Source organism: Saccharothrix syringae, assembly GCF_009498035.1.
GTDB lineage: Bacteria > Actinomycetota > Actinomycetes > Mycobacteriales > Pseudonocardiaceae > Actinosynnema > Actinosynnema syringae.
Genome location: NZ_CP034550.1, coordinates 200,892 through 224,469 on the forward strand (window position 1 = coordinate 200,892; position 23,578 = coordinate 224,469).

Here is a 23,578-nt window from a genome sequence, read left to right on the forward strand (position 1 = left end):
GGACGCCGGCCGGGATGAGCCCCACCGGCTCGGGCCTCACTGGTTCAGGTACGCCAGCACGGCCCGGACGCGGCGGTTGGTGTTGTCGGACGGGGGCAGGTCCAGCTTGGACAGGATGTTGCCGATGTGCTTCTCCACCGACGGCGGCGCGAGGGTCAGCGCGTCGCAGATCGCCGAGTTGGACAGGCCCTGGGCCATCAGCGCCAGGACCTCGCGCTCGCGCGCGGTCAGCGCGTTCATCCCCCGGTCGCGGGTGTTGCGGGCGAACAGCTGCCGGATCACCTCGGCGTCCATGGCCGTCCCGCCCGCGGCGACCCGGTCGAGCGCGTCGAGGAAGTCGTCCAGGGCGGTCACCCGGTCCTTCAGCAGGTAGCCGATGGCGCCGTTGCCGTCGGCCAGCAGCTCCGCGGCGTAGGTGCGCTCCACGTACTGCGAGAGGATGAGGATCGGCGCCCTCGGCTCGCGAGCCCGGACCGCCAGGGCCGCCTTCAGGCCCTCGTCGCGGAAGTTCGGCGGCAGCCGGACGTCCACTATGGACAGGTCCGGCCCGTGCTCCAGGACGGCCCGCTCGAAGTCCGGTCCGCTGTCCACCGCGGCGACGACGGTGTGGCCGGTGTCGGTCAGCATCCGGATCAGACCGTCGCGCAGCAGCAACAGGTCTTCGGCGATCACGATGCGCATGGGAACTCCGCGGTGACGGTGGTCGGGCCACCCGGTGGGCTGGTGACGTCCATCCTGCCGTCCAGCGCCTCCACCCGGCGTCGCAGGCCGTCCAGGCCGGAGCCCGCCGGGTCGGCGCCGCCCCGGCCGTCGTCCCGCACGGTCACGGCCAGGCCGCCGTCGGCGGTGCGGGCGGCCTCGACCTCGCACGCCGCCGCCCCGGCGTGCTTGACGGCGTTGGCCAGGGCCTCGGCGACCACGAAGTAGGCCGCGGCCTCCACGGCGGGCGGCAGGTCGCCCAGGTCGTCGGCGCGCGCGGTGACGGGGAACGGGGCGTCGGCCGCCAGCGCGGCGACGGCGGCGGCCAGGCCGCGGTCGGCCAGGATCGGCGGGTAGATGCCCCGCACGAGCCTGCGCAGCTCGACCAGGGCGTCGTCCAGCTGGCGGCGGGCGTTGAGGACGTCGGCGCGCGCCGGGTCGTCGGCCAGGCCCGCGGCGCGCAGCCTGCGGTCGGCCAGGGCCAGCGTCATGCCGGCGGCCACGATGCGGGCCTGCGCGCCGTCGTGCAGGTCGCGCTCGATGCGCCGGAGCTCGGCGGCCTGCGCGTCCACCACGCGCAGCCGGGTGGCGCGCAGCTCGACCACCTGGCGGCGCGGGTCGGGGCCGAGGAGCCGGGCGGCGACCGACGCCTGGAGCCGCGACAGCGCGGGGACCAGGCGCAGCGCCAGGGGCGCGGCCGCGAGGCCCAGCGCGCTGAACGCGAACCGGCCGGGGACGGTGTTGAACAGCCAGTGCGCCGCCGGGTGCAGGTGCGGGTTCGGCACGGCCCACAGCCACACCGGCGCCAGCACCGCGCCCAGGTCCACCACCGCGACGACCAGCCCGACCACACCGGTCAGGCCGCCCACCGGGAACGACAGCCCCAGCCACGCCAGGTCGCGCCACGTGGCGGGGTCCCGGGTCAGCGCGCGGCCCCGCCGCCACGGGTGGCCGGCGACGGGCTCGTACGGGTTCGGTACGGCGACGCCCAGCACCCAGCCCGCGCGCAGCCGCTCGAACCGGGCGACCCGCCTGCTGACCCACGTCACCACCAGGAACAGCGGCAGGCCCACGTAGGTGAACGACAGCACGGCGGTGGCCAGCGTGGTGGCCACCGCCCACGCGAAGGCGAGCGGGCCGACCACCACGCCGGCGAACAGGTGCGCCACGGCGCGGCCCATGCGGGGGAACACGGGGGCAACCTAGCCGTTCAGGCCGGCCCGGGACCGGTTCCCGATCACCGCGCGGGCCGGCGCCCACCCGGCCACCACGCCGAGCAGCCCGACGCCCGCCACCAGGGCCAGGTAGCGCAGCGGATCGGCGAACAGCCGCCACCGCCCGTCCAGCGCGACGCTGAACGCGCCGACCACCACCCCGCTGATCGCGCACCCCAGCACCAGGCCGACGACCGCGGTGACCAGCGCCTCCCGGGTGACGAGCGCGCGCACCTGCCGCGGCGTCGCGCCGATCAGCCGCAGCCCGGCGAACTCCCGGCGGCGGGCGCCGACGGCCATGGCGGAGGCGTTGACCACGGCGATCGCGGTGAAACCGAGCGTGATGACGACCATCAGCTCCCACGCCGCCTGCTGGTTGCGCGGGTCGGCCGCGCCGCCGCGCGGGTCGGCCGCGGTCGTCGCCGCCAGCTCGGGCCACGCGCCCAGGTCCGGCGCGCCGCGCAGGTAGAGGGCGCCGACGAGGCCGCGCGGGTCGTGCGCGGAGACCAGGTCGGCGGGCAGCACGAGCTCGCCGAACCCGCGCCAGAGCCCGAACACCGCGACCACGGTCAACGCCACGCGCGTGCCGTCGGCCAGCCAGAGCTCCGGCCGGTCGCCCACCCGCCAGCCCCGCGCCGCGGCGAGCGGCGCGCTCACCGCCACCCCGCCGGCGGCCAGGCCGGCCAGGTCGCCCGCTGTGACGCCGAGGTCCAGCGCCGGTTCGCCGGCCAGCCGCAGGCCCTGCGCCGGGTGGTCCTCGGGCTTGCCGCCCTCGTCGAGGACCACCCTCGTGCCGACGGTCAGCGCCGAGCCGGTGACCCCGGCCGACGCGGCGACCCGGTCGGCGGTGGCCAGGGGCAGGCCCGGCGCGTTCGTGGCGGCCACCCGGACGGTGGCTGGCGCGGCGCGGTCGGCCTGCTGCGCGGCGGTCACCGAGGCCAGCAGGTCGCCGTTGGTGAGCACGGTGGCGTTGACCGCGAACACCAGCGCCAGCGGGACGGCCACCCCGGTGACCCGGCGGCTCTCGGCCCGGGTCACCGCGCCCGCCACCCGGCCCAGCGCCCCCAGCGCCCCGACCGGCCGGGACAGCACGGCCGTCAGCGCGCCCACCAGGACCGGCCCGAGCGCCGCGGCGGCGCACAGCAGCAGCGCGGCCGAGACGAAGCCCATGCCCATGCCCAGGTCGCCGCCCAGCGGTACCAGGACCAGGATGGCCGTCGCGCCCCCGGCGAGCACCGCGGCCGGCACGACCCGCGGCGCGCGGCCGCCGGTGGGCGCGGTCACCGCCTCCCGCAACGCCTGCGTCGGTGCGATCCGCACGGCCCGCCGCGCCGCGACCGCGGTCGCCGCCCAGCAGACGAGCAGCCCGAGCGCGGTGGCGGCGACGAGCACCGCGGGGTGCGCCGCGACGGCGAACCCGGCGGGCACGGCACCGAGGTCGCGGAACCGGCCGGCCACCACGTGGGCCACCACGACGCCCGCGGGCAGCCCCGGCGCCGCCGAGGCGAGCGCGACCAGGGTGGTCTCGGCGAGGAGCAGGCGGTGCAGCGCGCCCGGGGTCGCACCCGCCGTGCGCAGCAGCGCGAGTTCCCGCAGCCGCTGCCCGATCCCCAGCGACACCGTGCCGATCAGCGCGAACACCGCCGCGAACCCGGTGATGCCCAGGACGAAGCCGAAGACGGAGACCGCCCCGGTGAAGTCCGGCACGGCGCCGGGCAGGTCCGCGTGCGCCTTGTCGGCGCCGGCGCGCACGGTCAGCGCCGGGTCGAGCCGCCCGCGCAGCGCCGCCGCCACCCCGGCGGGGTCGGCGCCGGGGGCGAGCCGGACCGCCACGGCCGTCGGCCCGGCCAGCCCGGACAGGTCGGCCACCCGCTCGTCGGCCACGAACACCGCCGACTGCCCCGGCACACCGCCCGCCACGGTCCCGGCGACCCGCAGCTCGCGGGCGCCCGTCCGGCTGGTCAGCCGCACCACGCCGCCGACCGGCAGGCCCAGCGACGCCTCCACCACGACGTCGTCCCGCCCCGGCGCGACGCCGTCGTGCAGCGGGTGCGGCGTGAGGGGCGCCGAGCGCCAGCCGTGGGCCACCACGTTCCCGGGGACCGGCGTGCCGGCCACGTCCAGCGAGACGGGGAAGGCCGCGTCCGGCACGGCCTCGGCCACGCCGGGGGTCGCGGCGACCGCGTCGAGGACCCCGGCGGGCAGCGTCGGCGCGCCGGGCAGGCGCTCGCCCTTGGTCTTCACCTTGACCTCGTCGCCCTTGTCCCGGGTCGTGGTGAGCTCGACCGACCGGGGCGCGGCGACGACGAGGTCGGCTGCGGCGAACCGGCCCGGTCCGGGGGAGGCGGCCAGCGCCGAGTGGAGCAGCAGCCCGCCGCCGGAGAGCAGCGCGAAGGCGAGGAACGCGGTCAGGAGCGTGCCGGCGAACGCGCCGGGCCGGCGCCGCACGCCCGCCAGGGCCAGGGAGGCGGTCACCGGGTCGGCTCCGCCAGCCGGGCCGCGACCCGCGCGGCGGTCGGCGCGACCAGGTCGCCGGCGAGCCGGCCGTCGGCGAGGAACACCACGCGGTCCGCCCACGCCGCCGCGGCCGGGTCGTGCGTCACCATCACCACCGTGGTGGCGGAGTCGTCGACGAACCGGCGCAGCAGCGCCAGCACGCCCCGCCCCGCGGCCAGGTCCAGCGCGCCGGTCGGCTCGTCGCCGAACACCACCTCGGGCCGGCCCGCCAGGGCCCGCGCCAGCGCCACCCGCTGCTGCTGGCCGCCGGACAGCTCGCCGGGCCGCGCGCCCGCGCGGTCGCCCAGCCCGACCCGGGCCGGCACCTCCCGGGCCCACGCCACGTCCGGGCGGGCGCCCGCGAGCCGCTGGGGCAGCAGGACGTTGTCCCACACCGACAGCGCGTCGACCAGGTTGAAGGACTGGAACACGAACCCGACGCGCCGCCGCCGCACCGCGGTGAGCCGCGGCTCGCGCAGCGCGCCGATGTCCCGCCCCGCCAGCACGACCCGGCCGGCGGTGGGCAGGTCCAACCCGGCCGCGCAGTGCAGCAGCGTCGACTTGCCCGACCCGGACGGCCCCATCACGGCCGTGAACGACCCCCTGGCGAAGCCGACCGTGACCCCGTCCAACGCCCGGACGCCGACCTGGCCGGGGTGGACCTTCGTCACCCCGGTCAACGCCACCACGTCCGTTCCCACCCGCGGTTCCAGCACTGTGACCATGCCGGGAACCCTGCCGGGCGGGCGAGTGCGAACCCACCGGGCGGGCTCTGGTCTTCGGGGTATGGCAGGCCCTACCGACCACCGCGGGAGGTCCGCCGTCCGCTGTGGAGCCGGCCGGTCACGCGCCGGTCTCGCGGAACCGCCACAGGTCGTAGAGCAGCACCGAGGTGGCGACCGCCAGGTTCAGCGACTCGGCCGTGCCGACCATCGGGATGGACACCCGCAGGTCGCCGCGCTCGACCACGTCGTCGGCCAGGCCGTCGCCCTCGGTGCCCATCAGCAGGGCCACGCGCTCGGGGTACTCGGTCCGCCAGAGCCGGTGCGGCGCCTTCGCCGACGTGGTCACCACGGCGACCCCGCGCTCGCGCGCCCACGCGAACAGCTCGTCCACATCGGACACCCGCGCCACCGGCACGTTGAAGATGGCGCCCATGCTGGCCTTGATCGCGGCCGGGTCGAACGGGTCCGCCGTCGGGCCCACCAGCAGCACGCCGGCCGCGCCCGTGGCGTCGGCGGTGCGGACGATCGTGCCCAGGTTGCCGGGGTTGGCGACCCGGTCCAGCGCGACGACCGAGGCCCGGCCGGTGCCCGGCGCCACCTCCGCGGCGTCGGCGAGCCGGACGCGCACGATCGCGGCCAGGCCGGTCGGGCGGTCCCGGTCGGACAGGCGGGCGAACAGCTCCCCGGTCACGGTGGTGACCCTGGTGCCCCGCTCCCGCTGCTCGGCCACGAACCGGGCGGTGCCCTCGCGCAGCAGCTCCGGCGCGACGACCAGGTTCTCCACCTCGAACCCGGCCTCGACGGCCTGCCGGACCGGCTGGGTGCCGTGCACCACGGCGGCGCCCTCGCGCTGCCGGTGCTTGCGCTGGTCCAACGCCCGCATCCGCTTCACCACGGGGTTCGTCGCACTCGAGACCACGACGTCCATGCGCGCGCGTCCAGACCTTCCCTCGGCTACCGGTCGCTGGAGTGTAGCCACCGGGGGAGTTACCCCCGACCCGGCGGCCCGCGGTCAGGACACCGTGACCAGCCGGGTCCGCAGCAGCGCCGCGACCAGTGCGCCCGTCTCGGCGACCGGGGTGCCGGAGCGCTCGGCCAGCTCACCGACGGTGAGGCGCCGCTCCCGGACCAGGTGCTCGCACGCCGTCCGGAACCGGCCGGGCACGCCGATCACCTGGCCGAACGCCGTGAACACCACCTGGTCGCCCGCGACCTCCAGCACCGGCGGCAGCACGGTGGCCAGCTCGACGACCGCCGTCGCCGGCGGGTGCTCGTCGCGGGCGGTCCACGGCAGGGAGGCCAGGTCGCGGCCCCCCGCGTGCCGGTGCTCGGCGGCGAAGAAGTCGTCCAGCGACAGTTCCGAGGACTTCTCGGTGAACGCCCGCACCAGCCGTTGCGCCTGGGCGCGCTTCTGCTCGGCGGTGCCCGCGCGGGCCAGGCTCTCCCGCACGTCGGCCTCCGGCAGCAGCTGCGTGACGACCCACCGCAGCCAGTCGACCCCGGTGCGGCGGGTGAACGCGAACGTCAGGTGCAGGCTCGCGCCACCGCCGCCGCGCACGGTGTGCCACCAGCCGCGTGGCACGTGGATCACGTCGCCGGGTTCCAGGACCTTGTCGAACAGCACCTCCTCCGGGCACCGCGCCGGGTCGCTGTCGCCGTACTCGGGCAGCGGGAAGTCCTCCGACGGACCGTGCACCTGCCAGCTCTTGGTGCCCAGCACCTGGACCACGAACGTGTCGACCTCGTCGTAGTGGCTGGTGAACGCCTGGGAGTGCCCGAACGTGACGAACAGGTTGCACGAGGCGGTCTCGCCGACCAGGCGCATCACGTCGTCCGTGGCCCGCCGGATCCCGGGGTGGACGCGGTCGAGCGAGTCGATCAGCAGGCTGGCGCCGTCGCGGACCAGTTCGTCGACCCGTCGCAGGTCCAGCACGCGGTGCCCGCCGCCGGCGGTGGTGGTGTACAGGTGCTCGGGGAGCACCCGGCCGCCGGAGGCCAGCTTGAACTCCGCGGGCTCCACCCACCCCCGGGACAGGACCTCGTTCAGGTCGGCCCAGGAGAAGTGCGCCGCGGGCACCCGCGGGTCGATCCGGCCGAAGACCACCTCCCGGCTGAGCCCGTTCGCCACGAACCCGGCCCCGAACACCGACCCGAGCGCCTTGCCGAGTCCCGACAGCAACACCGACATCCGACTTCGCCTCCCTCGTCCTCCGCCGACCCCGCCGAGCGCTACGCCGCGCCGAGCCGGTCGACAGCCGCCACCTCGGCCGGCGTGAGCGCCAACCCGACGCCGCGCAGGTTCTCCGCGAGCCGCCGCGGCGAGGCGGACTTCGCGACCACCGGCACGCCGTGCGCCCGGTGCCAACCCAGCACGACCTGGTGCGTGTCGCACCCGTGCCGCTCGGCGACCTCCACCAGCACCGGGTCGTCCATGCGGTTCTCGCTGAACGGGCTGTGGGCCTCCAGCACCACCCCGCGCGCGGCGTGCGCCGGCCCGAGCCCCGGCTCGAAGTAGTGCGGCCCGAACGCGGTCTGGTTCACCGCGGGCGCCACCCCGGTCGCCGCGGTCAGCCCGTCCAACTGCCCGACGGTGAAGTTGCAGACCCCGATGGCGCGCACCAGGCCCTCGGCCCGGGCGTCGACGAAGTGCCGCCAGATCGCGGCGGTCCGCCCGGCGTCGGGGGCCGGCCCGTGCAGCAGCCACAGGTCCAGGTGCGCCACGCCGAGCAGGGCGAGGCTGCGCCGCAGGACCCGGCGCTCGGCGCCCGCCGCCTCCTCGGGGAACTTGGTGACCACGAGCAGGTCGCCGCGGGGCACCCCCGAGGCCCGGATGCCCTCCCCGACGGCCTCCTCGTTGGCGTAGGCGGTCGCGGTGTCGACGTGCCGGTAACCCAGCTCCAGCGCGGTCCGCACGGTGCGGACGGCCTCCGCGCCGGTCAGCTGCCAGGTGCCCAGGCCGAGTGCGGGGAAGGTGAACGGCAGGCTCACGGCGCCCGCCCCCCGTCGACCGGCGCGTGCTCGTCGGCACGGGAGAGGAAGACCCCCGCCAGCAGCCAGGCCCCCGACGCGTAGACGCCGGCGCTGGAGACCAGCACGGCCGTGCGGACGTCCCAGACGCCGACCAGCACCGCCGCGCCCGCCGCGCCCGCCGTCGCGGCGATGCCGGTGAACCACCGGCCGACCGCGCCGACCCGGCCCAGCAGCTCGCGGGGCACCGTGCGCTGCCGGTAGGTCACCACGGCGGTGGCGTAGACGACCGAGCTCAGCGCGTACCAGAACCAGCCGACCAGGTAGAACGCGACGCCGGCGCCGGGCGTGGCCAGCGGCAGCAGCAGCACGGGCGCGGACAGCAGCAGCTGGCTGACCACGATGACCCGCACCGGTCCGAAGCGGCGGCGGAGCCGGCCGAACACCAGGCCGCCGACGACGCCCCCGACCGCGGTGACCGAGTACGCCGCGCCGACGCCCCAGGGCGCCACGCGCAGCTCGCGCACCAGGAACAGCACCTCGACCGTGCCCGCCATGGTGGCGAACAGGTTCGACGTGGTGGAGGTGGCCAGCAGCCGGAGCAGCCGCTCGTCGGAGCGCACCGCGGTGAAGCCCGCCGCGAGGTCCCGCGCGATGCCGCGCGGGCCGCGGCGCTCACGGGCGACCGGTGCCCTCGGCCGCACCGGCACCCGGGCCAGCAGCACCGCGGACACCAGGAAGGAGACCGCGTCCACCAGGAGCCCGGCGAACACGTTCAGCGCGCTGACGATCAGCCCGCCGAGGCCGGGGCCGCCCACCGACGACACCGACCGCGCCGTGTTGAGCAGGCCGTTGGCGGAGTCCAGCACCCCGTCCGGCACCACGTCCGGCATGATCGTCTCGGCGCACACCGCGTGCAGGGTGGTGAAGAAGCCCAGCACCGCGGCGACGGCCAGCACCACGCCCAGGTTCAGCAGGTCCAGGGCCCACAGGACCGGGACCGCGGTGATCGTCGCGGCGCAGACCAGGTCGGCCGAGACCAGGACCCGCTTGCGGTCGAGGCGGTCGGCGAGCAGGCCGATGGGCAGCGTGAACAGCAGCATGCACACGTACGCAGCGGCCTCCAGCGCGGCGACCCACGTGTCGCTCGCCTGGAGCACGGTGATCGCGATCAGGGGCAGCGCGACCCCGCTGATCTCGGTGCCGACGCTGCTGATCGTGACCGACCCGACCAGGGGCGGCACGCCGCGGTGGGTCCAGGGCCGCGACCGTCCGGTGATCTCCTGTGCGGTCAACGCGGCGCCCTCAGCGGTGCCCGAAGGACGCGCCCACGGCGGTGAGCAGGTCCCGGCTCGCCTCGTCGCCGACGAGGTCGAAGTACCGCAGGGCGAAGTCCAGGTTGCCGCCGTTGACGAAGTTGGCGGTGATCGAGACGGTCCCGGTGAGGTTGACGACCTCGTGCGCCCAGCCGCTGGGGGTCACCACCACGTCGCCGGGCTCCTGGACGAGCTCGACGGGTTCGGCGCCGCGGTCGTCACCGGCGCACCCGGCGGGGAGCAGGTGCCACTCCTCGGCCCGGCGCCGCGGGTGGAACGCCCACCGCTTCCGACCGGCGCACAGCAGGTTCCACGCGGCGCTGGCCGCGACGTCCACGTGCATCGGCGACCGGGTGCCCGCGGCGCCGATCATGACCCACGCCCAGTCGGGCCGGACGTCCTCGGGCAGCGCGGACAGCCAGTTGTGCCTGCGCACGCCGCGCGGCACCAGCGCCCACAGCCCCGGGTCGAACTCCGAGACGAGCTGGTGGCGCAGGTACAGCCCGCGCGGGTCGGGCGCGGACAGCTCGTCCAGCACCTCCGACAGCCGTGCGGTCACCGTCCGGCCCTCGGCGTCCTCGACCTCGACCGGGCGGTCCTCGCGCTGCCGCAGCGCGGGTTCCTGGAGCGCGGCGAACACCGGCCAGCCCAGGCCGAGGCCGCGGTGGACGACGGGCCGGTCCGCGGTCAGCTCGACGTCCGACCCGGGGGTGCCGGCGGGGTCAGAGGTAGAAGTGGTCGACACGACTGCCACCTTCCTTCTGCCGGTCCCAGTCGTCGCGGTGACCGGCCAGCGCCTCGTCGGCGTGCAGGGCCTCGATGTCCACCCGCGCCCGCAGCGCCTGGGCCAGGTTCCGGCGCTCGGACCGGCACCGCGCCCGCTTGCCCGCGACCTTGGCCCGGACCTCGTCGGGTGAGTCGGTGGCGCGGAACGGGCTCTCCGGCACGGTCACCGTGCACAGCGGCGCCGCCCAGCACGTGCCGCACGAGCTCGCCTGCACGGCGTCGCGGAACATGCGCAGCTGGGCGAGGCCCGCGTCGAGGTCGATGCCCCGGGACGCGTGACCCACCTCGAAGGCGGGTGACTGGTACTCGTACGACGAGTACAGCGTGCCGTCCGAACCCAGCACCAGGTACTCCGTGCCCGGCACCAGTTGCACCCCGAGCAGGTGGCCCAGGTCCGGGCCGCCGTCGCGCCCGGGGCTGTTGAGCGCGCGGTGGAAGCTGCGGTGCAGGAAGCCGCAGCTGAACGCGAACCGGTACCGGCCGGACGCCTCGCGCTCCGCGTGGGGCAGCTCGTGCGCGTCGACGAAGAGGTCCCAGATCCGGTCCTGCGCCGCGAACATCTCCTCGAACTCGGTGTAGGACTCCTCGCCGCCGGGCAGCAGCAGGTCGAAGTCCCACGCCAGCGCCTGCCGCGCGGCGGGCCACTCGGCGAAGAACCGGTACAGGCCCGCCGGGTCGAGGGGGGAGGACAGCACGCAGATGATCGCCACGCGGTTCGCGAAGTACTCGGGCTGCGCGGCGGCGAGCCAGTCGACCCGCTCCCTGACCCGGTCGAGGGTGCCCCGGCCGCGCCGGTCGACGCGGTAGCGGTCGTGGTTGGGGCCGTCCACCGACACGTTGAGGTAGATCCCCTTGGCCACCAGGAACTCGACGATCTCCTCGTTGAGCAGCATCCCGTTGGTGTTGACCTGCACGACCAGGTTGTCCATGGCGGCGCCGGTCCGCGCGATCCGCTCCTCCAGCCTGGTGTAGGCGTCCCGGAGCTGCCGGAAGGCCATCAGCGGCTCGCCGCCGAAGAAGTACACGGCCCGGTGCGCGTCGGCGAGCCGGTCCTCGCCGGTGACGAACAGGTCGATGGCCGCCTCGACGAAGTCGGCCGACGGCGATGCGGTCTGGTGGGGGCGGGTGCCCGGGTAGGCGCCGCCGTAGTAGCAGTAGGTGCACCGGATGTTGCACTGCTCGGTCGGGTTGAGCATGAGCACGCGCACGCGCGGCGGGCCGTCCGCGCGCACCTCCTCGGGCACCGTCGGGAACCGCCAGCCCGGCGCCTCGAACGGCTGGACCAGGGCCTCCAGGGCGGCCAGCCCGGGCTGGTCCGCCGCGGTCCAGGACTCCCGCCGCAGCAGGGCCGCCTGGCCGGCGGTCACCCGGTGGACCCGGCCGGTGGCGGGCGCGTACAGGCTGAACAGGCCGGGTACCCGGGTGCTCTCCCAGGTCTTGTAGATCCAGGTGCGCCCCTCGTGGCGGCGGATCGTCACGTCGTCCTCGCCCACGTTGGAGCCGGAGCGCCCGTCGGCGGACCAGCGGGGCTGTTCGAGCTCTTCGACCAGGCGGACCTGCCACTCGGCCAGCCGCCGGTTCGCGGTCGCGTTCCGGATGTGGACCGGGATGCTCATGCGTCACCTTCCGCTTCGTCCGGTTCTTCCAGCAGTGCGCGCAGGCAGGTCATCAGCACGGTGGCGATGGTGGTGCCGGTGACGCGGTTCGCGTGTTCCTCGTACGTGGCCTCCACGATGTCCACGCCCACCACGCGGCGCGTGCGGCACACGTGCCCGACGGCGGCCAGCAGCTCCCGCAGGCGGTAGCCACCCGGCTCGGGGTGACCGGTGCCGGGGAACTCGGCGGGGTCGATGACGTCGAGGTCGACGGATAGGTGCACCGGCGCCGCACCGGGGTGCGGCGCCGGTTCGAACGCGTACCGCGAGGTGACCTCCGGCGGCACGGGGCCCGCCTCGGCGGGCAGGTAGGCGCGCACGCCGTGGACGTCCGCGCGCGCGATCGCGCCGACCTGGAGCAGGTGGCCGATGAAGTCGGCATGGGTCAGGTCCGCGAAGTCGGGGATGGGCCGCGAGTGGAAGTCGAGGTGCGCGTCGAAGCAGACCAGGTCCAGGGGCCCGTGGACGTCGGCCAGGCCGGTCGCGATCGGACCGGTGACGCTGTGGTCGCCGCCGATGAACACCGGCACGCGGGTGTGGTCGGCCAGCTGCGCCGACAGCTCGCGCAGGGTGCGGTAGTACGCCGCGCGCGGCACCCGCGGGTCGATCGGCACCGACCCGAGGTCGCCGAGGTCGAACACGCGGCGGCCGGTCAGGACACCGCGCCGCGAGACCGGGTCGAGCACACCGCCCAGCCGGCCCGCGCCGTCGACCTCCCAGGGGTGGCTCGGGCTGTGGTGGCGCAGCAGTTCGGGGCCGTGGCGCTGGCCGGGCAGGCCGGGCACGCCGCCGTCGAACGGGACGCCGAGGACCACCGCGTCGGCGGTGAGCCCACCGGTGAGCAGGGCGTCGAGGTCCGCGGCGGGCAGTCCGAGGACGCCCGCGGCGGGGCGGAACGGTGCGGTCGCTTCGGTTGCCGCCATGGTCGGCGCGCCTCCAGCCGTCGGAAGGGGGTCGCGGGCACGGTGGCCGTGCCCGCGACCTTCTGGCATCACCGGATGTGGGTCACTTGCCGTTGAAGATGTCGGCGAAGTTGGCCACGGCCGGGCGGTTGTGGGTCTTGGCCAGGGTGGCCCGCGAACGCTGGGTGATCGGCGCCACGGAGACGGCGACCTCCGGGAACTCGTTGGCCACGACCGACTTGGCGTTGTTCTCCTTGCGCATTTCTCGTCCTTTCGTTCGGGCAGTCGAAAAGCGATCGTGATCGCACACCGCCCGCGCGGCCGCTGCCGGGAATTCGCGCGCGGACGCCCCCCGCCCCGGGCCCGGGGCGGGCAGTTCTTCGGTGGATTCCGCCCGGAGCGCGGTCGCGCGCTACACGGGCTCCCCGCCGCGCAACAGCGGCAGGTCGGCGAAGGCGTAGTCGTACGGTTCGACCTCGACCGCGGACGCGCTCTTGTACTCCTGCAACAGGATGGACCGGTCCTGCCGGGTCCGGTTCATGCTGAGGGAGTGCACGGTGAGGGAGTGCAGGAACAGCACCGAACCGGCCGGCACGGTCACCGGGACGTACTCACCGTCCTCGGGGACGGTGACCGGGCGCGGCTCCAGGGTGCCCTCGACCAGTCGGTCGCGGTGGCTGCCGGGCACGACCAGCGTCGGGCCGGAGTCCGGTGTCATCTCGTCCAGGTACAGGATGGCCGTGACGAGGTCGGTGCTGGTGTGCCGGTCCTCGGAGAAGTCGCAGTGCCAGCCCTCGTGCACCTGCAGACCGGGAACGCGCTGGTGGAGCCACCCCATCAGGAAGTTCACGTCCGGTCCCACCAGGTCGGCGGCGACGCCGAGGATGCGCGGCTCGCGCATCATGTCGAACCAGAAGTCGTTGATGAGCGGCGTGTTGAACACCTTGAACACGCCGTACGGGTTGACCGGGTCGAGGTGCGCGCCCGGCTCGTCCAGGGCGGCGCGCTTGATCACCCGCGGGTGGTCGCTCGTCGGCGTCGCGAGCAGCGGGCGGATCTCCTCCTTGATGTCCGACACCTCGTCGGCGTCGAACATCCGGAGGACGATGAAACCGTCGCGCTCATACGCGGAGAACTGGTCGTCGGAAAGGATTCGGCGCGCCGGGGCGCGCCGCTCGGTGTTCAGCAAAAGCCCCCCAATAAAGAGTACCGCCGTCTCCGCCTGTATTTGTCGAACAGGTGGAAAACATTTTTCGCCGTACCTTCTCCTCGACCGTAGCAGTCGTTCGTGGGGGCTGCAATCAATTCCAGGGGATCGTCGCGCGTTGCCGGCCTCCCGACCGGGCGGCCACGTGCGCATTGACCTGACCGGTGCGCGCATTTGGTGCGGCCGGGCGCGGATCGCGTCCCGCGGGCGGGACGCGGGCATCAGTCGGCGAGCAGTTCCCAGGGCTGGCCGTCGTGGGCGGGGGCCAGCGCCACCACGGTCCGCCCGTGGGCGGTCACCGCCAGGTCGCCCGCCGCGAAGCGGTCGTCGCCGGCGCGGTGCCGCGAGCGCCACCGGTGGGCCGTCGCCGACGCCTCGTCCGCGGGCAGCGGCTCGTCCAGCAGGGCCAGCAGCACCGACCCGCGGGCACCGGTGACCGGGTCCACCGGGACCCACCGGCCCCGCGCGGTCCGGCCGGCCAGGCGCACGGGCGCGACCGGCGCGGTCTCGGCCAGCTGCTCCTCGACCGCCCGCAGCGCGCTCGTGCCCACCTCGAACAGGCTCAGCGGCGAGAGGCGGTCCGGGTGCGGGCGGTGCGCCTCGGGTTCGGGCCCGGGGTCCGGCACCGGGTCGGGGGCGGGCACCCGGTCCGCGACCTCGCGCAGCGCCACCTGCTCCGCGGGCGGCAGGCGCAGCGCGGACGCCGGGTGCTCCGCCTCCTCGGGCGCGCCGACGGCACCGCGCAGCCACTCCACCCCGTCGGCCGGGGCGAACAGGTCGACGGTCACGCCGGTCCCGTCGAGGTAGGCCCACGTCATGACCAGCGGGTGGCGGTGCACGTGCGCCCACGGCAGGAGCCGGTCCAGGCGCTCCCGCGGCAGCCTCGTCGACCGCGGCGGCCGGCCGGAGCGCCCCCTGGCCTCGCCCGCGAGCAGCAGCTCCGGCGCCTGGAACAGCAGGTCCGGCCGCACGCCCCGCTTGGCGAACGACGCGGCGAGCGTCATCGGCAGCGCGTGGAACCCGCTCAGCGCGCCGGTGCCCGCGGTCCACTCGTAGGCGGCCTGGACCGCGGCGGTGAGCATGCCCAGCCCGAACGACTCGCTGACGAACCGCCGGACGTGCGGCGAGCTGGACCGGAACTCGTCCTGGCGCAGCCGCACGGGCCTGCCGGGCGCCACGCCCAGGTAGTTGGCCAGCAGCCGCAGCTCGTTGACCCGCGTGTCGTACCTGACCCTGGCGGGCGCGGCCGGGGCCATCGCGTTGACGTAGACGATCTCGGCGACGTTCACCGGCAGCCGCTGCCGCCCGCTCAGCGGGTGGATCGCCTCGACCCGGGGGTAGCCGTCCACACCGGTCCGGCTGGTCCAGCGGTGCTGGCGAACGCTCACCCAACTCACCGGCGCAGTCTAGGGGCGGCGGTGATGTCAAAGATCCTTGACATGGTGTCAGGTCCGCCGGACACTGGCCATGTCAAGTCCGCTTTACATCAGGGGGACGTCGATGTCGTACGAGGAGACAGGCGTCCGGGTGTACCTGGCGGTCACCCTGGCGACCTACGCCGCCTACGTGGTGGTGCTGCTGGCGCGGGCGCGCGGCGACCTGGCCGCGACGCCGTACGCGGGGCCCATGCTGGCCTGCATCGGGGCCTCGATCGCGCTCTCGATCGTGCTCCGGGTCGTGCTGGGGATCGCCCTGCCCGGCGACCGGCACCGCGCCGACGAGCGCGACCGCGGCATCAACCGGCTGGGCGAGCACGTCGGCGGCCTGGTGCTGGGCACCGGCATGGTCGTGCCGTTCGCGCTGACCCTGGCCGGTGCGCCGCACTTCTGGATCGCCAACGCCATGTACGCCGCGTTCACGCTGTGGGCGATCGTCGTCGCCTCGGTCAAGCTCGTCGCCTACCGGAGGGGGTTCTGAGTGGTCAGGCCCACGAGGATCACCAACTCCATCCGGGCGCTGCGGTTCGCGCACGGGGAGATGACCCAGGCCGAGCTGGCCCGGCGGGTCAACGTCACCCGGCAGACGATCATCGCCATCGAGCAGGGCAGGTACTCGCCCTCGCTGGAGACCGCGTTCCGCATCGCGCGGGTCTTCGGGGTGCAGCTCGGTGACGTCTTCCACTACCCCGGGGAGGACTCGTGAAGGCCATCGTGCAGGACGCCTACGGCGACCCGGGTGACGTGCTGCGATTAGCCGAGGTCGACAAGCCGTCGCCCGGCCGCGGCGAGGTGCTGGTGCGCGTCCGCGCCGCACCGGTGGTCGGCGGCGACTGGCACCTGCTGCGCGGCCTGCCCTACGCCGCCCGGCCGGTCACCGGCCTGCGCCGGCCGCGCAGCCGCGTGCCGGGGCTGGAGGTGGCGGGCGCGGTCGCGGAGGTCGGCCCCGGCGTGACCGCGCTGCGCGTCGGGCAGGAGGTGTTCGGCTGGTGCACCGGCGCGTTCCAGGAGTACGTCGTCGTGCCCGAGCGCCAACTGGCCGCCAAGCCCGTCAACCTGACGCCCGAGCAGGCCGCGGCCGTGCCGATCTCCGGGTTCACCGCCCTGCAGGCGGTCCGCGACCTGGGCCGGGTCGGCGCCGGGACGAGGGTGCTGGTCCACGGCGCCACCGGCTGCGTCGGCAGCTACGCCGTGCAGCTGGCCAAGGCGTTCGGCGCCGAGGTCACGGCGGTGTGCGGCGCGGCGAAGGCCGACCTGGCGCGGCGGCTGGGCGCCGACCACGTGCACGACTACGCCACCGGCGAGCCGCCCGGCGGGTTCGACGTGCTGCTCGACGTCTACGGCAACCCGTCACTGCGCACCTGCCGCCGCCTGGTGCGGCGGGGCGGCACGGTGGTGTTCGTCGGCGGCACGGGCGGCCGCTGGTTCATGGGCACCGACCGCTGGCTGCGCGCGCTGGTGGCCGGGCCCCTCCTGGGTTTCCGGGCCCGGCCGCTGGTGCACAAGGACCGGCACGAGGACCTGGTCTACCTGCGCGTGCTGATCGAGTCCGGCCGGGTGCTGCCCGTGCTGGACCGGACCTACCCGCTGGCCGAGGTCGCCCGCGCGGTGGAGGACGTGCGGCACGGGCGGGTGCGCGGGCAGGTCGTGGTCACGCCGTGAGCTCCGCCAGGATCCCGTCGGTGAACGGGGTCCACGCCCGCACCGCCCAGTCGCCGAACGCCCGGTCGGTCAGCGCCACGCACGCCGCGCCCGCGTCCGGGTCCACCCACAGGAACGTGCCGGTCTGTCCGAAGTGCCCGAACGTGCGCGGTGAGCTGGTGGTGCCCGTCCAGTGCGGGGACTTGTCGGCCCGGACCTCGAACCCGAGGCCCCAGTCGTTGTGCCGCTGCACCCCGTACCCGGGCAGCACCCCGCGCAGCCCCGGGAACACCACCGAGGTCGCCTCCGCCACCAGCCCCTCCGACACCAGCTTCGGCGCCTGGAGCTCGGCGGCGAACCGCACCAGGTCCGACACCGTCGACGTGGCGCCCGCGGCCGGCGAACCGTCCAAAGAGGAGGAGGTCATGCCCAGCGGCGCGAACACGGCCTCCGCGAGGTAGGCGTCGAACGGGATCTCCGTCGCCTCCTGCACGGCGCGCGCGAGCAGCTCGAACCCGGTGTTGGAGTAGATCCGCCTGGTCCCCGGCGCGGCCTGCGCGTCCGCGGAGTCGAACGCCAGCCCCGAGGCGTGCGCGACGAGGTGCCGCAGCGTGGCGGGCCCGGCCGGCTGGTCCCACTCGACCGCGCCCTCCTCCACCGCCACCAGCACCGCGTACGCGGTCAGCAGCTTGGTCACCGACGCCAGGGGGAACCGGTGGTCGACCGGCCCGTGCGCGCCGACCACCCCGCCGTCCGCGCGCACCACGGCGGCCGCCGCGGTCCCCACCGGCCAGGACGACATCACCCGCAAGCTCTCCATGCCGCAGACTCTGCCACGTGTCACCCCGAGAGCTGGTCGTCCTGGGCACCGCGAGCCAGGTGCCCACCCGCACCCGCAACCACAACGGGTACCTGCTGCGCTGGGACGCGGAGGGCTTCCTGTTCGACCCCGGCGAGGGCACCCAGCGCCAGATGCTGCGGGCGGGCGTGGCCGCGGGCGACGTCACCGGGCTGTTCATCACCCACTTCCACGGCGACCACTGCCTGGGCGTGCCCGGGGTGGTGCAGCGCATGTCCCTCGACCGCGTGGCGCACCCCGTGCACGCCCACTACCCGGTCGAGGGCGCCCACTTCTTCGCACGGCTCCGGCACGCCACCTCGTTCCACGACGCGGTCGACGTGCGGGAGCACCCGGTCACCGGGCCGGGCGTGGTCGCGGAGGGCGTGTTCGGCGTGGTGGAGGCCCGCCGCCTCGACCACGTGCTGCCCACCTACGGGTACCGCCTGGTCGAACCGGACGGCCGCACGATGGTCCCCGAGCTGCTGGAGGAGCACGGGATCCGCGGGCCCGCGGTCCGCGCCGTGCGGTCGCCGCTGCTGGAGCGGGTCAGCGTGCCGCGCCGGGGGCAGCGGTTCGCGTTCGTGATGGACACCCGGCTGTGCGACGGGGTGTACGAGCTGGCCGAGGGCGCGGACCTGCTGGTGATCGAGTCGACGTTCCTGCACGCCGACGAGGCGCTGGCGGTCGAGTACGGGCACCTGACCGCCCGGCAGGCCGCGCGGGTGGCGGCCGAGAGCGGGGTGCGCAAGCTCGTGCTCACGCACTTCTCGCAGCGCTACCCGGACCCGTCGGCGTTCCGCGCCGAGGCGGCCGAGGTGTTCGGCGGGGAGGTCGTGGTGGCCGCCGACCTCGACCGGGTGGCGGTGCCGAAGCGGCGGTGAGGACCCCGCGCGGTGCTCGACGACCACCGGCCACAGCCGCACCGTGACGTCGCCCAGCAGGTGCAGCGCGCCGGTGGTGATCGCCACCAGGGCCAGGCCGACCGGCAGGCGCAGCAGCGCGGACCAGTTGCCCGGGTCGGGAAGGGGCATCTCCTCCTCCTGCGGATCGGCTTCCACGGAGCCGGGTGAACGGGGTCCGGGCGGTGTCGACCATTCCTTTCGGCGGAAATGCGGCGGCAAATTCCAGGCCGCTCGGAAGCGGAGTACCTGTGCGCGTTCACCAAACCGGTGCTGCCGGCCGGGTTCCGGCGTCGGACGGGCGCGCCCCGCGGTGCCGCGGCCGCCGCGGTGGGCCGGCGCCTGATCCGCCTGCTGGTCGGCGCGGGCGGGGTCGGGCTGGCGCTCAACCCGGTGGTGGGCGGTGCCCGGACGACCTGCTGGACCGCGGCGGAAGTGGCCGCGAGGCGGTCGGGCGGAGGGGTGAGGCGGTGCGTGCCGGCTTCTCGGTCGACCCGGCCGGGCTGGAGGACCTGGCCAGGCGGTTCCTCGACGTGGGCGACGCGGTGCGCGGCGACGTGGTGTGGCGCTTCGGGGTGGACACCGGGCAGCTCGCCCCGGACCACCCGCTGCGCGCGGCGGTCACCGCCTACCAGGACAGCCTGCGGCGCGCGATGGAGCGGCTGTGCGGCGGTGCCGACCGGGTCGCCGCGGCGCTGTTCGACGTCGCTGCCTACCGCGTCGCGGACCGGGAACTCGCCGCGCGCCTGACCGCGGTCGACACCCACGACGCGGTGGTGCGCCTGCTGGACGGCTGCAACCCCTTCGTCCACGAGCTGCAGCACCTGTGGGAGACGGACCGGGACGACCCGGCCGCCCGGCGGCACACGCTGGAGGTCTACGACCGGGCGACCGCGAACCTCGCGCAGGAGCTGCACAGCTGGGCCGCCGAGCTGGACGCGGTCGCCGCGCGGCCGGACGCCGGGGGAGGGCCGGAGGTCGGGCCGGGGTCCTTCGCCGAGCCGGAAAGCGGGCCGGAATCCGGGTCGGAGCCGGAACCCGGGCCCGAGACCGGCCCCGGGTCCGAAGCGGAACCCCGGACGGAGTCGCGGCCGGAACCCGGGGCGGACGCCCCGCCCGCCGACGCGCGGCTCTCGCCCGGCTTGCGCGTCAACGCGAGGCTCGACGCCCTGGTCCTCCAGGGCGAGCGGCGGGCCTGGATCGCCTGGGACGACGGGCCCGCCGCCTGAACCCGCGCCCCGCGCGTCACCCCCGCGCGGCTCCCTCCCGCCCAGCCGCCTCCCGCCCCACCTCGGCCGCCCACTGGTCGCGCACCACGTCCGCCAACCCCGAGCACCGCGGCACCCAGCCCAGCGCCCGCAACCGCGTCGTGTCCGCCCGCAGCTCCCGCACCTCGCCGGGGTGCGCGGCCCGCCGCACGACCGGCACCTCCCGCCCGCTCACCCGCCCCACCTCGGCCAGCACCCCGGTCACGGACGCGGGCGTCGCGCCGACGTTGAACACCTCGTACCCGGCCCCGCCGCCCCCCACCGCCACCACGAACGCCCGCGCCACGTCCCGCACGTGCACGAAGTCCCGCACCGCCGACCCGTCGCCGAACACCTCCACCGGCGGCAGCCGCCCGGACGCCGCGCCGCACGCCCTGGTGACCACCCGCGTGTCGTCCCGGTCGCCGCCGCCCACCACGTTGAACAGCCGCAGCACCACCGCCGACACCAGGCCCGCCCGCGCGGCCCACGCCAGGGCGTCCTCGGCCGCCGCCTTCGACGCCGCGTACGGGTTGCCCGGCGACCGGGGCGCGTCCTCCGCCACCAGCCCGGTCGGCGGCGCGCCGTACACCCCGGCGGTGGAGGCCAGCACGAACCGCGGCGGCGGGTGCCGGAGCAGGTTCAGCGTGCCGCCCACGTTCACGTCGTAGTACCGCACCGGCTCCTCGAACGACTCGCGCACGCGCGCGAGCCCCGCCAGGTGCACCACCGCGTCCACGTCCGGGACCGGGCCGCAGGTCCGGACATCACCCACCAGTGGGACGGGCACGTGACCGGCGGTCGCCAGCTCCTCGACGACCACCCGACCGACGTACCCCGAGGCTCCGCTCACCAGCACGCGCATGGTCGACATCCCAGCACGCGTCGCCCGGCCGGGGGTCGGGTGATCCGGTGAAAAATTGACCCTAAAGGTGTGGACCGGCGGTACCGATACAACCCGAGTGAGTTACCCGCACCCAGCCATGCGCACGAGCATCGAGGTCGTGCTCGCGGAGCACGCCGTGCACGAGGCCGAGCGGCAGCGCTTCCTGGAGACGGCCGCGGCGATCGTCGCCGCCGCGCCGCCGTCGATCGACGACACGCTGCTCGGGCTCACCCTGCCGTTCCCCGGCCCGAGGGGCGCGCGGGCCTTCCTCAACCGGGTTGACCAGGTACTTCGCGACGCCGCTCGATGATCTCGCGCGCCCGGCGCGCAACCCATCGGCAAGTTTCATCCGGTCGTTGCCCGACCGTGCTGGGCCGATCCCATCGCCTGCCTCTACAGTTCGTGGCACCCGGCGCTCGCCGGCTGTCTCGTCTGCTTCTCATAAAGCGAGTTCTCGGCGATGGATCACGTCTTCCACGCGCTCCAAGCGCGCCTCCGCACCCTGTTCGGCGACCGGCTGGTCGTGCTCGCGGGCGGCACCCGGCTCAGTAGTCGCGTGGGCGAGCTCCACCAGCTGGGGGCCCGCCGCACGCTCGTGCTCTCGACGGACGACCACGCGCCCCTGCACGACTCCGAGGTCGCCCGCTGGGTGCCGCTGGGCATCGCGGGCGGGTTCGTCGCGGTCGAGCAGAACCGCCTGACCAAGCTGCTGACCTCGCCGAACCGGGCGGTCTGCGACGTGCTCGCGGACTTCGACCCGGCCGGCGAGGCGCTGGTGATCAGCACCCCGTACGTGCACACGCCCAGCTTCGCGGGCCGGCCCGTGCTCAACGCCCGCCGCCCCGCGTGGGTGGAGCTGGAGAACAAGACCACCATCGACGCGCTGTGGGACGAGCTGTCCGCGCCCCGCGCGCCCGCCGAGGTGCTGGGCCTGGACTTCGAGGCGCTGTGGGCGGCGACCCTGCGGCTCGACCGGGGCGCGGGCGCGGTGTGGTCCGGCGACGGCCCCGCGATCAACGGCGGCGCGAACTTCGTGCGCCGGGTCCGCGACCGGCAGGAGGCGCGGGAGGCGTTCGACGTGCTCGCCGCCAAGTGCGAGTTCGTCCGGGTGATGCCGTTCCTGGAGGGCATCCCGGTGAGCGTGCACGGGATCGTGTTCCCCGACGGCACCGCGGTGCTGCGACCGGTGGAGATGGTCGTGCCGCGCCGCGCGGGCCAGGCCCGGTTCCTGTACGCGGGCTGCGCGTCGCACTACGACCCGCCCGCCCGCATCCGCGAGCAGATGCGCAACCTGGCCCGCCGGGTCGGCGAGCGGCTGCGCGAGACCGTGGACTACCGGGGCACCTTCACCCTGGACGGCATCGCCACGGCCGACGGCTTCCTGCCCACCGAGATCAACACCCGCTACGGCGGCGCGATGGTGTGCTTCGAGGACGCCCTGCCGCAGCTCCCGCTGGCGCTGGTGCAGGTCGCCCTGGTCGCCGGGCACGACCTGGGCGTGTCGTCCATCGAGTTCGAGGAGCTGCTGGTCTCGGCGGCGGACACCTACCGGCACGGGTCGGTCGGCGCGAACGTGCGCGCCCTTCACCCGACCGAGGTGGTGGAACGCCCGATCGTGTTCACCGAGTGGTCCTGCCGGTGGGCGCACCCCGAGGAGGTGCCGCACGGCGTGCTGCGGCTGCGTCCGTCGCCGCTGGGCGCCCGGCTGGAGCTGGACTTCGTGGCCGAGCAGCTGCCGCCGGGCCGGCCCGTGGTGGCGCTGACCGTGGCCGCGTTCGCGCTGGCGGACCAGGACTGGGGCACGTCGCTGGGCCCGCTGGAGCCGGCCGTGCCGGTCGACGACGACGAGCTGGTCGCCCCGGTGGTCGAGCTGGGCGCCGTCACGGCGTGACCCCCGGCTCGCCGTACGCGGCGAGCCGGGCGTACCGGTAACCCATGAGCTGCACGGTCACCCCGGGCGGCTGGTTCGGCGGGAACCCCCCGTTCTCGTACGCGCGCAACACGTCCGGGTGACCTTGCGCGGTGACGTAGGCCCACACGTCGTCGGTCTCGCCGCCGGCCAGCAGGTGCAGGGCGGTGGTCGCGGCGTCCACCAGCAGCGGGGGGAACGTGCCCGCGAACGCGATGCCGCGGGCGACGTCGGTGACGTGCGGTGGCGCGACCTCGGGCACGGCGACGGCCAGCGCCAGGGCGCACGCCACCTCGGCGCCGCCCAGCGCCTCGAACACCTTCGGGGCGTCCTTGGCCACCGCGTACCGGGTCTGCGTGATCCAGTCGGGGCTGCGCCGGGGCAGCTCGCGGCGCAGCCGGTTCCACCGGCGGCGGGTGCGGCGGCCGCCGTCGGTGAAGCCCGCGCCCGCCAGCGCCAGGCCGGCCAGCAGGAAGATGACGCGGTCGCGCACCGCGCCCGGCACCTTGTAGGACGCGCCCAGCTCCGCCAGGAACGGCGCGGCGTGCGCGCTGGCCTCGGACACGGTGTCGTCGTCGAGCAGCCGCCGCTCCAGGGCGTCGCACGCGGTCAGGTCGCCCTCGGCGGCGCCGCGCAGCATCGCGTCCACCCCGCGCCCGCGCGCCAGGTCGGCCCACGGCACCTTCCCCAGGCCGCGCAACGGGTCCGGGCGTTGCCAGGCGGCGGGCAGCTCCATGCCGCGCAAGCTACGT

At 75.4% G+C, this 23,578-nt stretch carries 24 protein-coding genes; 7 read left to right on the forward strand and 17 right to left on the reverse strand.

Annotated features, from left to right (window positions below; translation table 11 throughout):
• Positions 1-36 precede the first annotated feature (36 nt).
• The 14 genes from EKG83_RS00925 to EKG83_RS00985 all read right to left on the reverse strand — a co-directional run bounded on the left by EKG83_RS00925 (position 37) and on the right by EKG83_RS00985 (position 15,355).
• Entirely contained in the window at positions 37-681 is a 645-nt protein-coding gene (locus tag EKG83_RS00925) for a response regulator transcription factor (protein ID WP_033433405.1), read from the reverse strand.
• Complete coding sequence (locus tag EKG83_RS00930) at positions 669-1,892, reverse strand: sensor histidine kinase (protein ID WP_228122468.1); 1,224 nt, start codon at positions 1,890-1,892, stop codon at positions 669-671. Before EKG83_RS00930 ends, EKG83_RS00925 begins: the two co-directional genes overlap by 13 nt.
• Before the next feature lie 9 nt (positions 1,893-1,901).
• The gene (locus EKG83_RS00935; RefSeq protein ID WP_228122469.1) at positions 1,902-4,388 is read right to left on the reverse strand and encodes an FtsX-like permease family protein; all 2,487 of its coding nucleotides are present in this window, start codon (positions 4,386-4,388) and stop codon (positions 1,902-1,904) included.
• On the reverse strand, positions 4,385-5,134 hold the full coding sequence (locus EKG83_RS00940) for an ABC transporter ATP-binding protein (protein ID WP_033433407.1): 750 nt from the start codon (positions 5,132-5,134) through the stop codon (positions 4,385-4,387). Before EKG83_RS00940 ends, EKG83_RS00935 begins: the two co-directional genes overlap by 4 nt.
• Positions 5,135-5,252: 118 nt before the next feature.
• Positions 5,253-6,062 (reverse strand): TrmH family RNA methyltransferase, encoded by an 810-nt coding sequence (locus tag EKG83_RS00945; RefSeq protein WP_033433408.1) that lies wholly within the window; start codon positions 6,060-6,062, stop codon positions 5,253-5,255.
• Positions 6,063-6,146: 84 nt separating this feature from the next.
• Complete coding sequence (locus EKG83_RS00950; protein ID WP_051766466.1) at positions 6,147-7,322, reverse strand: JmjC domain-containing protein; 1,176 nt, start codon at positions 7,320-7,322, stop codon at positions 6,147-6,149.
• A gap of 41 nt (positions 7,323-7,363) precedes the next feature.
• The gene (locus EKG83_RS00955; RefSeq protein ID WP_033433409.1) at positions 7,364-8,122 is read right to left on the reverse strand and encodes an aldo/keto reductase; all 759 of its coding nucleotides are present in this window, start codon (positions 8,120-8,122) and stop codon (positions 7,364-7,366) included.
• Positions 8,119-9,396, reverse strand: a complete 1,278-nt coding sequence (locus EKG83_RS00960) for an MFS transporter (protein WP_051766467.1) — start codon at positions 9,394-9,396, stop codon at positions 8,119-8,121. Before EKG83_RS00960 ends, EKG83_RS00955 begins: the two co-directional genes overlap by 4 nt.
• 10 nt (positions 9,397-9,406) lie before the next feature.
• Positions 9,407-10,162 (reverse strand): cupin domain-containing protein, encoded by a 756-nt coding sequence (locus EKG83_RS00965; RefSeq protein ID WP_211269182.1) that lies wholly within the window; start codon positions 10,160-10,162, stop codon positions 9,407-9,409.
• Entirely contained in the window at positions 10,140-11,819 is a 1,680-nt protein-coding gene (locus EKG83_RS00970) for a radical SAM protein (RefSeq protein ID WP_051766468.1), read from the reverse strand. Before EKG83_RS00970 ends, EKG83_RS00965 begins: the two co-directional genes overlap by 23 nt.
• Positions 11,816-12,781: an arginase family protein gene (locus tag EKG83_RS00975; RefSeq protein WP_033433410.1), complete on the reverse strand. Its 966-nt coding sequence runs from the start codon at positions 12,779-12,781 to the stop codon at positions 11,816-11,818. The genes EKG83_RS00970 and EKG83_RS00975 overlap by 4 nt, the downstream gene beginning before the upstream one ends.
• 82 nt (positions 12,782-12,863) lie before the next feature.
• Positions 12,864-13,022: a hypothetical protein gene (locus EKG83_RS46705; protein WP_170191906.1), complete on the reverse strand. Its 159-nt coding sequence runs from the start codon at positions 13,020-13,022 to the stop codon at positions 12,864-12,866.
• Between the two features lie 150 nt (positions 13,023-13,172).
• Positions 13,173-14,189 carry a phytanoyl-CoA dioxygenase family protein gene (locus EKG83_RS00980; RefSeq protein ID WP_084716831.1) on the reverse strand — a complete coding sequence of 339 codons (1,017 nt, stop codon included), beginning with the start codon at positions 14,187-14,189 and terminating at the stop codon, positions 13,173-13,175.
• A complete protein-coding gene (locus EKG83_RS00985) occupies positions 14,189-15,355 on the reverse strand; it encodes a hypothetical protein (RefSeq protein WP_153277825.1) in 1,167 nt (388 codons plus the stop codon). Before EKG83_RS00985 ends, EKG83_RS00980 begins: the two co-directional genes overlap by 1 nt.
• Positions 15,356-15,467: 112 nt before the next feature.
• Between EKG83_RS00985 and EKG83_RS00990 the strand changes: the two genes are divergently transcribed.
• The 3 genes from EKG83_RS00990 to EKG83_RS01000 are packed head-to-tail and all read left to right on the forward strand — an operon-like array spanning position 15,468 to position 17,065.
• Positions 15,468-15,884: a hypothetical protein gene (locus EKG83_RS00990; RefSeq protein ID WP_033433412.1), complete on the forward strand. Its 417-nt coding sequence runs from the start codon at positions 15,468-15,470 to the stop codon at positions 15,882-15,884.
• Entirely contained in the window at positions 15,885-16,109 is a 225-nt protein-coding gene (locus EKG83_RS00995) for a helix-turn-helix transcriptional regulator (RefSeq protein WP_033433413.1), read from the forward strand.
• Positions 16,106-17,065 carry an NAD(P)-dependent alcohol dehydrogenase gene (locus EKG83_RS01000; protein WP_033433414.1) on the forward strand — a complete coding sequence of 320 codons (960 nt, stop codon included), beginning with the start codon at positions 16,106-16,108 and terminating at the stop codon, positions 17,063-17,065. The genes EKG83_RS00995 and EKG83_RS01000 overlap by 4 nt, the downstream gene beginning before the upstream one ends.
• Here the strand turns inward: EKG83_RS01000 and EKG83_RS01005 are convergent.
• Positions 17,055-17,864 (reverse strand): serine hydrolase domain-containing protein, encoded by an 810-nt coding sequence (locus EKG83_RS01005; RefSeq protein ID WP_033433415.1) that lies wholly within the window; start codon positions 17,862-17,864, stop codon positions 17,055-17,057. The two genes, EKG83_RS01000 and EKG83_RS01005, sit on opposite strands and share 11 nt — an antisense overlap.
• 17 nt (positions 17,865-17,881) lie before the next feature.
• Between EKG83_RS01005 and EKG83_RS01010 the strand changes: the two genes are divergently transcribed.
• Positions 17,882-18,766, forward strand: coding sequence for a ribonuclease Z (locus EKG83_RS01010; RefSeq protein WP_033433416.1), 885 nt, complete (start codon positions 17,882-17,884; stop codon positions 18,764-18,766).
• Between the two features lie 488 nt (positions 18,767-19,254).
• Positions 19,255-20,013 carry a hypothetical protein gene (locus tag EKG83_RS01015; protein ID WP_033433417.1) on the forward strand — a complete coding sequence of 253 codons (759 nt, stop codon included), beginning with the start codon at positions 19,255-19,257 and terminating at the stop codon, positions 20,011-20,013.
• Positions 20,014-20,029: 16 nt separating this feature from the next.
• Here the strand turns inward: EKG83_RS01015 and EKG83_RS01020 are convergent, their stop codons facing one another.
• The gene (locus tag EKG83_RS01020; RefSeq protein WP_063741414.1) at positions 20,030-20,896 is read right to left on the reverse strand and encodes an NAD-dependent epimerase/dehydratase family protein; all 867 of its coding nucleotides are present in this window, start codon (positions 20,894-20,896) and stop codon (positions 20,030-20,032) included.
• A gap of 118 nt (positions 20,897-21,014) precedes the next feature.
• Between EKG83_RS01020 and EKG83_RS01025 the strand changes: the two genes are divergently transcribed.
• Together EKG83_RS01025 and EKG83_RS01030 are read left to right on the forward strand one after the other, a co-directional pair.
• The gene (locus tag EKG83_RS01025) at positions 21,015-21,227 is read left to right on the forward strand and encodes a hypothetical protein (protein ID WP_153277826.1); all 213 of its coding nucleotides are present in this window, start codon (positions 21,015-21,017) and stop codon (positions 21,225-21,227) included.
• A 150-nt stretch (positions 21,228-21,377) separates the two neighbouring features.
• Positions 21,378-22,808, forward strand: coding sequence for an ATP-grasp domain-containing protein (locus EKG83_RS01030; protein WP_033433419.1), 1,431 nt, complete (start codon positions 21,378-21,380; stop codon positions 22,806-22,808).
• On the opposite strand, the gene EKG83_RS01035 is transcribed toward EKG83_RS01030, so the two are convergent.
• On the reverse strand, positions 22,798-23,562 hold the full coding sequence (locus EKG83_RS01035) for a hypothetical protein (protein WP_033433420.1): 765 nt from the start codon (positions 23,560-23,562) through the stop codon (positions 22,798-22,800). The two genes, EKG83_RS01030 and EKG83_RS01035, sit on opposite strands and share 11 nt — an antisense overlap.
• Between the last annotated feature and the right edge of the window lie 16 nt (positions 23,563-23,578).

Coding starts and splice junctions, on each gene's coding strand:
- EKG83_RS00925 (WP_033433405.1), bottom strand. CDS start 681: ATGCGCATCGTGATCGCCGAAGACCTGTTGCTGCTGCGCGACGGTCTG.
- EKG83_RS00940 (WP_033433407.1), bottom strand. CDS start 5,134: ATGGTCACAGTGCTGGAACCGCGGGTGGGAACGGACGTGGTGGCGTTG.
- EKG83_RS00945 (WP_033433408.1), bottom strand. CDS start 6,062: ATGGACGTCGTGGTCTCGAGTGCGACGAACCCCGTGGTGAAGCGGATG.
- EKG83_RS00950 (WP_051766466.1), bottom strand. CDS start 7,322: ATGTCGGTGTTGCTGTCGGGACTCGGCAAGGCGCTCGGGTCGGTGTTC.
- EKG83_RS00970 (WP_051766468.1), bottom strand. CDS start 11,819: ATGAGCATCCCGGTCCACATCCGGAACGCGACCGCGAACCGGCGGCTG.
- EKG83_RS00975 (WP_033433410.1), bottom strand. CDS start 12,781: ATGGCGGCAACCGAAGCGACCGCACCGTTCCGCCCCGCCGCGGGCGTC.
- EKG83_RS46705 (WP_170191906.1), bottom strand. CDS start 13,022: ATGCGCAAGGAGAACAACGCCAAGTCGGTCGTGGCCAACGAGTTCCCG.
- EKG83_RS00980 (WP_084716831.1), bottom strand. CDS start 14,189: ATGCCCGCGTCCCGCCCGCGGGACGCGATCCGCGCCCGGCCGCACCAA.
- EKG83_RS00990 (WP_033433412.1), top strand. CDS start 15,468: ATGTCGTACGAGGAGACAGGCGTCCGGGTGTACCTGGCGGTCACCCTG.
- EKG83_RS01005 (WP_033433415.1), bottom strand. CDS start 17,864: ATGGAGAGCTTGCGGGTGATGTCGTCCTGGCCGGTGGGGACCGCGGCG.
- EKG83_RS01020 (WP_063741414.1), bottom strand. CDS start 20,896: ATGCGCGTGCTGGTGAGCGGAGCCTCGGGGTACGTCGGTCGGGTGGTC.
- EKG83_RS01025 (WP_153277826.1), top strand. CDS start 21,015: ATGCGCACGAGCATCGAGGTCGTGCTCGCGGAGCACGCCGTGCACGAG.
- EKG83_RS01030 (WP_033433419.1), top strand. CDS start 21,378: ATGGATCACGTCTTCCACGCGCTCCAAGCGCGCCTCCGCACCCTGTTC.
- EKG83_RS01035 (WP_033433420.1), bottom strand. CDS start 23,562: ATGGAGCTGCCCGCCGCCTGGCAACGCCCGGACCCGTTGCGCGGCCTG.